The organism is Methanosphaerula palustris E1-9c (assembly GCF_000021965.1).
Classification (GTDB): domain Archaea; phylum Halobacteriota; class Methanomicrobia; order Methanomicrobiales; family Methanospirillaceae; genus Methanosphaerula; species Methanosphaerula palustris.
This window is the reverse complement of the sequence record NC_011832.1, coordinates 1485560-1498605: the sequence shown is the minus strand read 5'-3', so window position 1 is coordinate 1498605 and position 13046 is coordinate 1485560. Positions and strand designations below refer to the sequence as shown.

12 protein-coding genes are annotated in these 13046 nt (G+C 48.8%); 9 read left to right on the top strand and 3 right to left on the bottom strand.

Going from position 1 to position 13046, the window contains the following annotated elements; translation table 11 throughout:
- The first annotated feature begins 19 nt into the window (after positions 1-19).
- From MPAL_RS07220 to MPAL_RS07200, 5 genes are all read left to right on the top strand, one after another.
- A complete protein-coding gene (locus tag MPAL_RS07220; RefSeq protein WP_012618093.1) occupies positions 20-1033 on the top strand; it encodes a BMP family ABC transporter substrate-binding protein in 1014 nt (337 codons plus the stop codon).
- Between the two features lie 826 nt (positions 1034-1859).
- Positions 1860-1997, top strand: coding sequence for a hypothetical protein (locus tag MPAL_RS16260; protein WP_158303649.1), 138 nt, complete (start codon positions 1860-1862; stop codon positions 1995-1997).
- Between the two features lie 238 nt (positions 1998-2235).
- Positions 2236-2670, top strand: a complete 435-nt coding sequence (locus tag MPAL_RS07210; protein WP_012618090.1) for a MarR family winged helix-turn-helix transcriptional regulator — start codon at positions 2236-2238, stop codon at positions 2668-2670.
- A gap of 11 nt (positions 2671-2681) precedes the next feature.
- Positions 2682-3881, top strand: a complete 1200-nt coding sequence (locus tag MPAL_RS07205; protein ID WP_012618089.1) for an MFS transporter — start codon at positions 2682-2684, stop codon at positions 3879-3881.
- A gap of 380 nt (positions 3882-4261) precedes the next feature.
- Complete coding sequence (locus tag MPAL_RS07200; protein WP_048145258.1) at positions 4262-4453, top strand: hypothetical protein; 192 nt, start codon at positions 4262-4264, stop codon at positions 4451-4453.
- A gap of 566 nt (positions 4454-5019) precedes the next feature.
- Here MPAL_RS07200 and MPAL_RS07195 read toward each other — a convergent pair.
- A complete protein-coding gene (locus MPAL_RS07195) occupies positions 5020-5574 on the bottom strand; it encodes a cache domain-containing protein (protein WP_048145257.1) in 555 nt (184 codons plus the stop codon).
- A 121-nt stretch (positions 5575-5695) separates the two neighbouring features.
- Between MPAL_RS07195 and MPAL_RS07190 the strand changes: the two genes are divergently transcribed.
- Positions 5696-7135 (top strand): Kelch repeat-containing protein, encoded by a 1440-nt coding sequence (locus MPAL_RS07190; protein ID WP_012618087.1) that lies wholly within the window; start codon positions 5696-5698, stop codon positions 7133-7135.
- A gap of 188 nt (positions 7136-7323) precedes the next feature.
- Here MPAL_RS07190 and MPAL_RS07185 read toward each other — a convergent pair whose 3' ends face one another.
- Positions 7324-8265: a ligand-gated ion channel gene (locus MPAL_RS07185; protein ID WP_012618086.1), complete on the bottom strand. Its 942-nt coding sequence runs from the start codon at positions 8263-8265 to the stop codon at positions 7324-7326.
- A 467-nt stretch (positions 8266-8732) separates the two neighbouring features.
- On the opposite strand from MPAL_RS07185, the gene MPAL_RS07180 reads away from it, so the two are divergent.
- Entirely contained in the window at positions 8733-9290 is a 558-nt protein-coding gene (locus MPAL_RS07180) for a GNAT family N-acetyltransferase (RefSeq protein ID WP_012618085.1), read from the top strand.
- On the opposite strand, the gene MPAL_RS15810 is transcribed toward MPAL_RS07180, so the two are convergent.
- Complete coding sequence (locus tag MPAL_RS15810; protein WP_012618084.1) at positions 9263-9523, bottom strand: hypothetical protein; 261 nt, start codon at positions 9521-9523, stop codon at positions 9263-9265. The genes MPAL_RS07180 and MPAL_RS15810 overlap by 28 nt on opposite strands.
- A gap of 618 nt (positions 9524-10141) precedes the next feature.
- On the opposite strand from MPAL_RS15810, the gene MPAL_RS14455 reads away from it, so the two are divergent.
- Both MPAL_RS14455 and MPAL_RS07170 read left to right on the top strand, forming a co-directional pair.
- Positions 10142-10702, top strand: coding sequence for a hypothetical protein (locus MPAL_RS14455; RefSeq protein WP_158303648.1), 561 nt, complete (start codon positions 10142-10144; stop codon positions 10700-10702).
- Between the two features lie 467 nt (positions 10703-11169).
- Positions 11170-12792 carry a pentapeptide repeat-containing protein gene (locus MPAL_RS07170; RefSeq protein ID WP_048145256.1) on the top strand — a complete coding sequence of 541 codons (1623 nt, stop codon included), beginning with the start codon at positions 11170-11172 and terminating at the stop codon, positions 12790-12792.
- The last annotated feature ends 254 nt before the right edge of the window (positions 12793-13046 follow it).

The window sequence follows — 13046 nt, the reverse complement described above, 5'->3', positions numbered from 1 at the left end:
ATCACGGTGGAGAGATATCATGGATAAAAAATACCTTTATTTCGGAATCCTGGTTGCAGCAGTCATTGTTGTAGCAATCGTTGCAGTAAGTGTCCTGCCGGATAAACCTGCAGTTCCGGGCGTGTATATCGTGTACCCATCAGAGAAAGGTGACCTCTCGTACACCGACAGTGCATATCAGGGTCTCGTGGCAGCCCAGAAAGCGATCTCCTTTACCACAAAAGAGTTCATGCCGCGTGAGAGTGATTCCCTGCCAGGGCTGCTCAACAACATCAGCGGATCGGAAAAACCGGGTCTCGTCATAACGATAGGGTTCCAGTATACGAACTACACCCGGCAGCTCGCACAGGATCACCCGGATATCCGGTTCCTCGCCATCGACCAGTCGGGAACCGGGTCCGATACACTCAGGACGTATGATATCACCTCCTACGGTGACAGTTACCTGGCCGGCGTCCTTGCAGCATCGGCAACCAAGACCGGGCGGGTCGGGATCATCCTTGGGATGCAGTCGGACCTGCTCGATACGTTCCTGCAGGGGTACACGGCCGGCGTCCATGCTGTCAACGCATCGATCCCCATCGATCATACCTATGTGCACCAGTACACCATCGACGGGTTCAGCGATCCCGCAGAGTCAGGCCGGATTGCTGAAGGGATGTACCGCAATGGAACGGACGTGATCTACACCTGTGCCGGGTACTCCAATACCGGGGCGATTGCGGTGGCAAACAATGCAACCGGGGAGTATATCATCGGCACCGATTCCGACCAGTCCCCGCTCGGCCCCAACGTCGTGCTTGCGTCGGCAGTCAAACGGGTGGACCGGGTCGTTTCTACCGGGATCATGCAGGACCTCAACGGGACGTTCACCGGTGGCGAACAGGTGGCCGGGCTCAGGGAAGGGGTGACCGGCCTGGTGTTCAACCAGAAATTTACATCCTATAACGAAACAGTCAATGCATGGGAACCGCAGGCCCAGGCAGGGGAAGCCCGGTATCTTCTGTCCCGTGCTTCATCGGTTCAAAAATAATTTCCAACCCTGAATTCCCCTTTTTTTCTATCGTACATGTTTACCAGTCACTCCGCGAATCCGGCGAGAGTGTGGTAACGATCATCCGTTTTTGATAGAGTGAGTACCCCTCCCAAAGAATCGTAACCCCAATAATCGGCATAGTAACGAGCATATACAGAAATATAACAATATCCTCTGAGCTTAGCACAGGAATTCCCTGCAACAAGTTTTGTATTCTTATGAGATCTTGAAAGAGGGATGAAATCGGGAAAATGCTCAGTGCCCCCGTCAATAACGCAAGACTTCTTGCATGCTTCAAACCTGAGACATACAATCCAATATGCAGAATGGTGACCACGATGGGAAGGGACAAGTATAAAACTTCCGATACTGTCGCTGGAACAGACGATGGGCGTGAGGATGTCGAATTCTGAACCATTATAATATAATTGATAATGAACGATAGGAAAACAATTACTGAAGGGATGGCATACATCCATCTCCTCTTTTCGTAAAAAAGCGACCCTGTAATCCCAAGGATTCCAATGAATGATAAAATGAGAAGATAGAGCCATAGGGAAGGTTGTGTAAACATGATAAATTCAAATAAAAATAACGAGGCGAACAGGAAAAAAAACAAAAACATTACAATATTGAAATGCCTTGTTTTGCAGAATTTCATAATTTTTCAACGTCTCACAGGATTATAAAAGTGTTTGATAAAAATTGAATGTCAGGGTTATTCAACTCTATGCGACACGTAGTCTTTTTTATTAAAAAAAATATAAATTTGCCCCAGCACCTTTTCAAAAATTGTATATTGTTACCGATCAGCGTCAGGAGTTTGCCTGCGAACCGGATGCACAGCGGGCTCTTCATCCATAGCCTGACAGAGTTCAGGGTCCGGAAGGCGCTCAAAGAGCGGAATGAAACCGTCCCGAACCCCGAGAAGACCAACACAAAAGCCGACTCCAGTAGCTAACTAATTTTGTAAGGCATCCAAATATATTTTTGAACCCTCTCACAGATGATATCACCTTGTTCTGACAAATCCTCTGCACAGCAGCGTGTTCTTTTCCAAAAACACGTGGTTCTGTCTAAAATTTTATAATAATTGCTAGCGCAATCATATTGTTGCGCCCGCACCTCTGTCGGGTGGCTGACAAAACCGAAATTATTCGATTCAGGATATTCTCGCATACTGACAAAAAGGTGAATACATGAGCAATAAGGAGTTCATTGGAAAATTCGTTTCATTTCTCTACCGGTACAGTCAGATGTACCTTGACAAAGAATTGAAACCCTACAATATTGGACCCGGACAGTTTTACCTGTTAATGCCACTTTTTCAAAAAGATGGAGTAAATCAGGAATCAATTGGCCAGTCCATCAATCTGGATAGAGCGAACGTCACACGAGCCGTACAAAAACTTGTCAAGGAAGGCTATGTTTATCAGCAAAGGGACGATGAAGACAAACGTTCACAGAGAATATTTCTGACCGAAAAAGGAAGAGCGATAGAACCTGGTCTCAAAAAAATAGCATTAGAATGGGAGGATATCCTCTTATCCAATTTTGATTCTGATCAAAGGGAAGCGATTGTGAATTCTTTCGAGGATATGATCAAAAACGTATCCCGGATCATGGAGAAATAGACGGAGATATCATGAAATTCAAAAATATTCACATTCTCATACTCTGTCTCGTTGCATTCTTTGCAATGGCCGGCGGGGCTCTCCTGGCACCCGTATTGCCGGAGATGATGGGACCCCTGGGGACCACCGCACAGAATGTAGCGCTGCTCATGTCAGTATTTACGATCTCAACAGCGGTCTTCACCCTCATCATAGGACATTTCATTGACCGCGTAAATCGTAAGAGGATACTGGTACCGAGCCTTGTGCTCTATGGCCTGACGGGCCTGGTCAGTTTTTTTGTTGCTGATTTCTCATTACTCCTTGTCCTGAGGTTTTTACAGGGTGTTGGCGTGGCCGGGATGACATCCATGGCAATGCTGGTCATCGGAGATGTTTACACCGGCTTTGATCGGGTATCGGCCATGAGTAAGATCAGCATATCATTTGCCCTTGGATCAATATTTGCCCCGGTGATCGGAGGCAGCCTTGCTCTGCTGGGATGGAATTATGCGTTCCTGTTTTATGCACTTTCCCTGCCATTTGCGATAATCGTGATACTATCGCTTCCTGAGACGAAGGTCCAGACTGATACGAGAGATCATAAGGGCATGATTGAAGCGCTCAAATGTCTCAGGGTATTACCAATCATCTATACGATATTCATGGGGTTTTCGATCTTCTTCATCCTGTTTGCCATGATGATCTACGTGCCTTTCATGCTCAAGAGTGTGTTTGGATATGGGTCAGGGGAATCGGGACTTATGCTCGCAATTCCGGGGATCTCCTGCATACTGTTTGCATCCCGTGTGGGACCCCTTGCTGGTAAGCATTCATTACTCATGGTGATTGCTGCGGGTTTTGCCTGTGTCGGTCTGTCGATGTTATTCATGCCGGTTTTGCATTCCCTTGCCGCAGTGTTTCTTTTATTACTGCTGTTCGGAGCAGGCCTTGTCCTTGCCCAGACTGCCATTGACGTGCAGATCATTCAGGTCTCCCCTCCTGCATCAAGAGGAGGAGTGATCTCGATTCACAACTGCATGAAATACGTTGGCCAGAGTGCCTCTCCCATTGTACTTGGTATCATCCTCGCGTATTATGGCCTGAACGCAGTTTTTATAGCAGCAGGTGTCTTTGGATTGCTTATCGCCCTGACAACGTACCTGATGAAAAAACGGTTTGGTGGTTCAGGCACTCACCCGGTTAAAGATACTAAAGCATCAGTTCTTTAGAAATCTCCAAATTTTTGTTTGCGATTGTTGGGAACAGGAGTGATTTAAGATGTCGGGAATGACGGGACCTGCGACCGGATTCCCGGCCGGTCCCATGCATGGCAGTCTACCCTGTGACAAAAGGGTACCTCCAAGGTCGCGTATATCCCCCGTTGTCTGGATGCAGTCACAACAGCAGGTCTGAGGATTCAGGCACTCTGTCTGGATCGAGAATTCTACGCACGAAAGGTAATCGACTTCCTAACGACTGTTCGGATACCATTCATCCTCCCGGTCAAAAAACAGAGTCGAGCGATGAAACAACTTTATGCGTGGAAAACCGTCGCTTCGTCTGAAGATTGCGATAAACGGAAAAAACGCAAACGGAAAACGAGGGAACCATGGTGTCGAGCGAGAACCCTGGATACGTGGTACATGACATATCCTGGGATCCCCAGCGGAATCATAAGACCTATCGATCCAGGTTTGCGATCGAGTCGTCGTACAGGATACGTTACCTGGTCAAACCCAGAACCTCAACCCGCGATCCGGTGTTCCGATACCTCTTCGCCATCATCGCATTTCTTCTTTAGAACCTCTGGATGACTGTAATCTGGACACGATTCTCACCCGTCAAACAGGGTCCAGGAACCATCGAGAAGGGGGCGTTCAGATTTGATCAGTTTCAGTTGTATATCTGGGAGGCCATACGAGTAGCCTTAAGGGTCGGTGTAAAAAATTCTGCCCTCAGAAACCCAGTATAATTGAATGAGTCTTGGAGCGTTGATGAATGAAAAAGACACTGAGGAAAATTAGCTAAGTACTGAATCCTCAAAAGGATCTTCTTCCTCTTCCGGGCAGTCGAAGTCCTGGTATACTCATGGGGGAACGATAGTCAGAAGATGATACTGGGCTCAATGACGTTTTGAATCGAAATCAGCGGCTGCTTGGGCCTGAACGGGAAAAAAATTGTCGACTGAAAAATTTGTGCGGAATGTCAGATGTCGTGAGTATTCCTGCATTATTGACAGGGCATGCGACAGAAATGATACGTATTGAAGCGACGATTCAGACTGAACCGCTCATCTTCCAAAAAACGAGGGTTGTATTCAGGCTCAGGGTCTGCCGGCCCGTGCCAGAAATTATAGACCCTCAACGATCAGGTCCGGTTCCCTGATGCCTGATCTACTGGCCCCGTGTAGATCCCGGAACCGAGCCACCAGGTATCGTCCACCTTCTCCCCGTACGCCAGTTTGGATTCGAGCGTCCGGTTGTGGGCGGGGTTGATATATGTGAGCGGGTAGTAGAAACTTCCATTCCTGGCCAGAGCACTCATATTCTGGAGAACAGGGCCCACGTCCCCCTCGGTCTCATTCCAGCGGTTGACGCCGACCTTCTCCGGGTTGATCGGGTGGGCGAGGGTCGTAGCGTTGAAGTCATAGGCGTAGATATACAGTTCGCCTCTGACGAAGGAGCCGTTCGGGTTGTTGAATTCGGCAAGGGCTTTTTCTTTGCCGTTTGCTTTTGCATAGGCGACCGCTTCGTCGACAAAGGCGACGAGCGTTGCATTGGAGGTATAATTTCCCTGCTGGAGTGTATCATTCTTTACCGGCGTTGACGCGGTGACACCCGGCTGGTTCTGTACGCAGCCGGCGATGACAAGGGATGCGCCGATGATGAGTACGACCAGCAATGAGATTGTTGTTTTTCTCATAGTATTACTGGGTTTTTCTGCCATAAAAACTCATATTTACGCTTCTCTCCCTGTTGATCAACAAGAATTTTAAAACATCTTATATAGGAACGTCTTTAGTATCAGGATTTCATCTATCCCTATGAACGATCACCAGACATTGGTCCCTGCGAGGACAGTATATCTGTTAATTGCAGCTCTTCTGCTGCTTGTCGGTACTGCCAGCGCTGCAGCCCCGATAGCGGCGTTCACCAGCACGCCGGCTTTCGGCACCGTCCCCCTGACCGTGAACTTCACCGACACCTCGACCGGCAGTCCGACCGGCTGGGCATGGTTCTTCGGCGATGAGACCTATACGCAACCGTGGATAGAACAGAATACGAGTTCCGGATGGTCGAAGCGAGGGTATATCCGAAGTGTGGCGATGCCGGACGGAAGCATTGTGCTGATGGGCGGTTACGGCAACAGTACCTATCTGAACGACACCTGGCGGTCGACCGATAACGGCAAAACGTGGACAGAGCAGAACCCGAGTTCCGGGTGGTCGGGACGAGCCGAACAGAGCTGTGTCGCGATGCCAGACGGGAGTATCGTGCTGATGGGCGGTTACGGCAACGGTACCTTTCTGAACGACACCTGGCGGTCGACTGATAACGGCAGAACGTGGACAGAGCAGAACTCGAGTTCCGGGTGGTCGGGACGAATCGAACAGAGCAGTGTCGCGATGCTGGACGGAAGCATCATACTCATGGGCGGGTATGACGGGAACAGCAATCAGAACGATGTGTGGCGGTCGACCGATTTCGGTGTAACCTGGACACAGTTACCGGATGCCGCGTGGTCGCCGAGATCCTGTTTCACCGTCGTCGTGACGCGGGACAGCAGCATCGTACTCACGACCGGCGTCGAATTAGATGGCACCTGGAAGAATGATGTGTGGCGGTCGACCGATGGGGGTCTCACCTGGACTGAGATGACCCCGAGTGCCAGTTGGGAGGAGAGGAGATGGCATGGATGCGTCGCGATGCCGGACGGGAGCATTGTGCTGATGGGCGGTGATGGGCCCGTCGGTTGGAATGATGTGTGGCGGTCGATCGATGACGGTGCAACCTGGACGCAGTTGCCGGATGCCGCGTGGTCGCCACGGGCCCGTTTAGGCTGTGTGGCGATGACGGATGGCAGCATTGTGGTGATGGGGGGTGGAGGCCAGAACGATACCTGGCGGTTCCAGCCCGCAGGATCAACACTCCAGAACCCATCGCACACCTATACGACTGCGGGTACCTATTCGGTAGCATTGCAGGCGTTCACTGCGGCCGGGTACAGCAGTACGCACCAGGTCTCGGTCGCCGTCGTCCCGATGCCGTCGATATCCCCCTCGGTCAACACTCCTCAGGACCTCAACCATGACGGGCTCTACGAGGATCTCGACGGCAACGGTGTTTTCGACTTCAATGACGTGGTCCTCTTCTTCAACCAGATGGACTGGATCGCAGATTACGAGCCGGTCACTGCATTCGACTTCGACAGAAACGGCCGGATTGATTTCAATGATATCGTTGTATTGTTTACTACCCTGTAGGGATTGAACACAGACCCTCCCCTGGAATCCGGAAGGTTGGTCCAGGGGCATCTCCGGGTCCATAACGACCGGGGCCCTGTATTCGTTGACAGGAGAATTGGGTCGACCATCCACTGCCCCAAATTTACTGTTGAAGCGTTTGTTCAAGTTCGCACCTGCGAACAGTATGCTGGTCTTCGATGCAGGTCTCAGGCGGGTATCATGAGCGTGAGAAACAGCAGGACGTATAATCCGATCGAGATCCCCGGGATGATGCGGATCGACCAGTGGTACACCTGTTCAACCCGAATCAAATCCTTGATCTCTGCGAACTTCATGATCAGGATTCCGGATACGAGTACCATGACCAGCGTCGCATAGGTGATGATCATGAAGAAATCCAAAAAGGTTACATAGCCAACGAGCGGTATCGCATCGGCAATCCGCCAGTGGATCATCACGGCAGCCAGGAACATCGAGGCGTTCAGTCCAAGCCGGGATGTGGTCTTCATCATAAGAGAGGAGAGGGTTACAATGATGATGAGCAGGATTGGCAGGAAGAATTTCAGTATGGTCGACGCACTGTCTCTCCGGATGCCGTAACTGAAGACTGCCCGGGAATACGGTGTCCCGTTCTCTTCATAGGATTTATTTGTTATCGAATGCCAGGTGTCGGTGAACGTCCATCCCAGGAGGTCGGCATCCGTGTCGAGGCCGGTGCTGTCTCTGTCGATCACCATCACCTCCGACTGGTCGGAGAGAACTTTCGGTTCAATTATGATGGGGATCGTATGATTGTCAAAGGGGTAGTGAAGGAGATTGGGGTCGGTGGTTATGATTGCATAGATCCGGTAATTCTTTTCATTCGGGGTATCACGGATGGTATCGATCGTCGTTATTTGCCCGTTCATGATCTCGAAGTCATCGATAGAGACGGGCGAATCAGAGCGGAGATGCAGGTAAAAATTCGTTTCGACCGTCCCTTCCGCGACATTATACCGATTGAAATCCACGACAAAGAGACCGATATGAACCACGGCTGGTTCCTGAATCTGGGCAGACGCGTTCACCTGGTCCTGGGCCGATGCCGGAATTCCTATCAGGGCGACCGCAACGATGATGAGCAGGAGATACCAGATGACACTCCTCATACTCTTCTGCGGCCATTCAGGTGCCCATCCAGGCTTTCGCATGGGATGTGTCAGGTGGAAAATGAATATCCTCCAGTGAATGACAGGGGATGCTCAGATATATTGGTTGCCCTTTGTGACGATGTGGAAGACAGACGCGGAGATCGCTCTGATTGAATATGATATCAGGTTATCTCGTTGCATACCGGTTTTTCTTCAACGTGCCCATTTTTTATAGGGAAATTGTTTGCAGGCTCTTCACTATCATGAGCAGATGAGAGATCGGCAACGCCGCAATAGTCTGCATTGAGGGCGCGGGTACCTGTACTGACGTGTGCATCCAGGTCATCGGTATCGGTACTCTATCAAAAAGGCGTCAGGTGGAGATTTCCGGATCCCGATCGGTTCAGGGGAAGCAGTTCCGAAAAAGGATTTGTGACATCGGCCCAATAGTTTACCTCCAGGTAGACAGGAACCCGTTGATTCCCATGATATCATCACTCACCATTCACACACAAAGGCTTGATCTTGTACCGGCCGGTCAGGAGATTCTCACGAGCGATCTCCATCACGATTCTGAGGAACTCGGCAGGCTCCTCGACGCGACTATTCCCGGCGCCTGGCCTCCTCCGCTCCTTGACGATGAAGCACTCGCCGAATTCGTCCGGATCCAGGCGGACGGGTCCGATCCCAATTTCAGTTCGTGGTACTGGATTTTTACCGACCCGGAAGAGAGGACCCGTACCCTCATCGGCAGCAGCGGATTCTGTTCGTATCCAACAGCACCCGACGCTGTGATGATCGGATACTCGGTGATCGACGCCTTCCAGAACAGAGGGTTGGCAACCGAGGCGCTCCGTAGCCTGATCCCGGTGATCTTTCAGTCCTCGAAGATCCGGCAGATCGTTGCCACCACCTACCCGGCGTTGAAGGCTTCGATCCGGGTTCTGGAGAAGACAGGCTTCCTTCCGGCAGGTACGACCGGCGGTGGAGAGGGGATGGAAGAAGGAACCCTCCTCTATGTGGTGAAGAGGTCGCAGGAATGAACCCGATCTCTTTTCGGGTATGCATTCACATTCTCTGGTGAGGAGGTCGGGGACTCCAGCGCCGGCTTTATCATTTCGATGTCAGCCAGGGTGATGGAGACCGGGGCCGATGTGTCAGTGGTGAGCGCTTGTGTTGTAGGTGTGGATGCCGTTGTCGTATTCGGTGACGACGTGTAGCCGGCGATCCGGAGGCCACAGAGTAAGAGACTGAGTAGAACAAGGGGCGTTCGCATAGACAGTATGTTCTTCCGTAGGGGTTCTTCAAGTCTTCTTTTTTGTAATGGTAAAGATAAAACGGGGGGTTACGAGGATCTGGATTATGATAATGGATCAAATCCACGAAGATGATCGATCGTCACTAGGGCGGCCAGGATCTGCTCCTGGATCGGAGGACCATAATGGGCAGCATGCAATGGATATAGATCTTCCCATTTTCCAGGATCAGTAGTTCGCTAATTTTATAAAGCGTTCAAATATGCAGTTGATCATTAATTTATCGATAAAATAGGAAGATCTTTATACTTTGCAGGCTGCCCCCTATGGTCTTACAAACCGGGAGCAGACTCTGCACTGATGTTTCTTACGTTCGTCCGAAAGAATGTTGTGATCTGGCTGTAGCCGCTCTGAGCGGTCATGTGAATATTCCAATTCAGGGATCCCTAACCCAAACTACTATCTTTCGTACACTCGTTGAGATGGCAGTTGAGCGACAGTCAATCCATTCGATCAGCTCGCTTCTGGAGAAGAGTCCATGTGAAACCTCACTTCGGTATCATCTTTCCAAACTCCGGATGGATTATCTCTAATCTGCGAATGCCACGATTCTGACTCATGTGATCTCTGCGATCCTCATGCCTGGAAAGGCATACACGTTCGCCATTGATTACACCAATGATCCATATTATGGGACGGTTTCACCTGAAAACGAGGGATATGTCATCCGAAGTCGGCTCAAGAAATCAACGAACGAGTTCTATTCCTACGTTACAATCTATGCGATCACCCAGGACCGCCAGGTAACCCTGGCGGTCTACCCTGTGACACAGGGTACATCCAAGGTCGCATATATCGCCCACTGTCTGGATGCAATCACAACAGCGGGTCTGAGGATCCAGGCACTCTGTCTGGATCGGGAATTCTACGCACGAAAGGTAATCGACTTCCTGACAACCGTTCAGATCCCATTCATCGTCCCGGTCAGAAAACACAGTCGAGCAATGAAAAAACTCCTGAACGGAACAAAATCACGGTTTGGAGATTATATTATGCGTGGAAAACCCTCGCTTCATCTGAAGATTGCAATAAACGTGAAGTATGCTAAAGGAAAACGAGGGAAACATGGGGTCGAGAACCTTGGATATGTGGTACATGGTATATCCTGGGATCCCCAGCGGATTCATAAGACCTACTGATCCAGGTTTGCGATCGAGTCGTCGTACCGGATGCGTAACCTGGTCAAACCCAGGACATCAACCCGAAATCCGGTGATCCGATATCTCTTTGCTATTATCTCGTTTCTGCTTAAAAATCTCTGGATGGCGGTGCTTTGGGCACGATTCTCACCCGTGAAACAAGGTCCAAGAACTATTGAGATAGGCGCGTTCAGATTTGATCAGTTCAAGTTATTTGTCTGGGAGGCCGTACGAGTAATTTTAAAGGTCGTGATAAAAATTCCTGCCCTCAGAAACCCAGTATAACTGAAGGAGACTTGGAACGCTGATGAATGAAAAAGACACGGAGCAAAATTAGCTAAGTACTGAGGATATTGATGATCAATGGTACTTCCGGGCACCGTACTAAATTAGCGAACTATCGGAACTATATATTATCTATTATCCCCTTTTGGTAAAAGGTACGATGGAATTTTCATGACCAGAGCATGTTCATACTGCAGCGTGAAATCGGAGATCGACAAGAATTAATTCGAGGCATTTATATGGAGTCGGCTTCCTCTTTATTTTTAGTAATGTGTAAATACAAATTTAGCGATGGCAACGATTGCGATGAGGAACCATTAGAAGGAGCGGATTTTTGTATCCTTCATATCGATTTCCCTGACAAATCAAGTCCAGAATATGCTATGATAAATGAGTTGAAAATCAAGAAAATAAATGATAAGATTACCAAAAGCGATTTTAATTTTGAAGGGGCGAAAATTCCGGAATCGGATTTTTTTAAGGATAAATTATTACTTCGCCCAATTTTTAATAGGGCGACCTTTGAAGGAGATGCCAGTTTTGTTGAGGTGAACTTCAAAGGAGGTGCCAGTTTTGAAGGGGCGAACTTCAAAGGAGATGCCAGTTTTGAAGGGGCGAACTTCGACAGATTTGCCGGTTTTAATAGGGTGACCTTCTACGGATATGCCAGGTTTAATGAGACGACCTTTGACAGAGATACCTGGATCAAGGGGGCGATCTTCACCAAAGGTGCCAGTTTTGTTGAGGCGAACTTCAAAGGAGGTGCCAGTTTTGAAGGGGCGACCTTCGACAGATTTGCCGGTTTTAATGGGGCGACCTTCGACGGAAATTCCAAGTTTAATAGGGCGACCTTCGACGGAAATGCCAGTTTTAATGGGGTGTTCTTCCACGGAAATGTCAGGTTTAATGAGACGACCTTCGACGGAGATGCCAGTTTTAATGGGGTGACCTTCAACCGATTTGGCGGTTTTAACGGAGCGACCTTCGACGGGAATTCCAGGTTTAATAGGGCGACCTTCCACGGAGATGCCAATTTTGAAGGGGTGACCTTCGATGGAGATGCCAGGTTTAATAAGACGACCTTCGACGGAGATGCCGGTTTTAATGGGGCGACCTTCAAGAAAGATGTCTCGTTTACAGCGGCGGATCGAACAAAACCGACCCGATTTAATAATGCGATTTTTAATAATGCAAATATTCAGAGAAAAATTTGCTTTGATAACTGCAAAATAAAAAATATTTCTTTTTCTGGAACAGATATATCCAACGATTTAGACCTCTCAAAATCAACAATTACAGGCGATGCCACTTTTAAAAAATCAAAAATAACTGGAAGTTTTATTTTCTCCCCAAACACTTTTGAAAAGTATAGTTCTCAGGAAGAGGCTTTTCGAAGGGCGAAACGGGCGTGTGAAGAGGCGGGAAATAAACAACGAGCTGATGAATATTATTTTAAAGAAATGGTTGCGAAAAGGAAACAAAAAAAGAACGCGGTGATCAGATCTCTCGATTGGATATTTCTTGAAAAATTTTTTTGTTATGGTGTAAAGCCGCTCAATACGTTCATTATATGGATGGCAGTAATCGGTATCTTTGCTGGATTTTTCTGGATGCTACAGGCCCTTCCATCACCCAATCCATCTGGTTATATATATTTCAGCATCGTCAATGCCATGACTCCTGGATATGGAGGGATGTACCCCAACTCGGGGATTCCTGAAATAATTGCTTCCATTGAAGCTCTCTTGGGGACGTTCATGTGGGCATCGTTCATCTCGATATTTGTGAGGAGATTCACGCGTTAGAGATATATGTAAGAATTTCAGCTCTGTTGAAACCCTCAAAAATGGAGTTATCCTATTCATTTCAAGTCCCCAGACCGATCAGGCTGTGTCAACCGGGGCGACCGCCCGAGTGATGTTTTTCTCCTGTGTGGTTGAGTGATTGCCTGCGGCATCAATGGATTTTTTGATATAGTCTTCTGCCAACTTGGGCCGATATTCAGCTGTTATATTGGAGATACAACGACCTATAAGTCGTGATTGATACTGATCTCTGG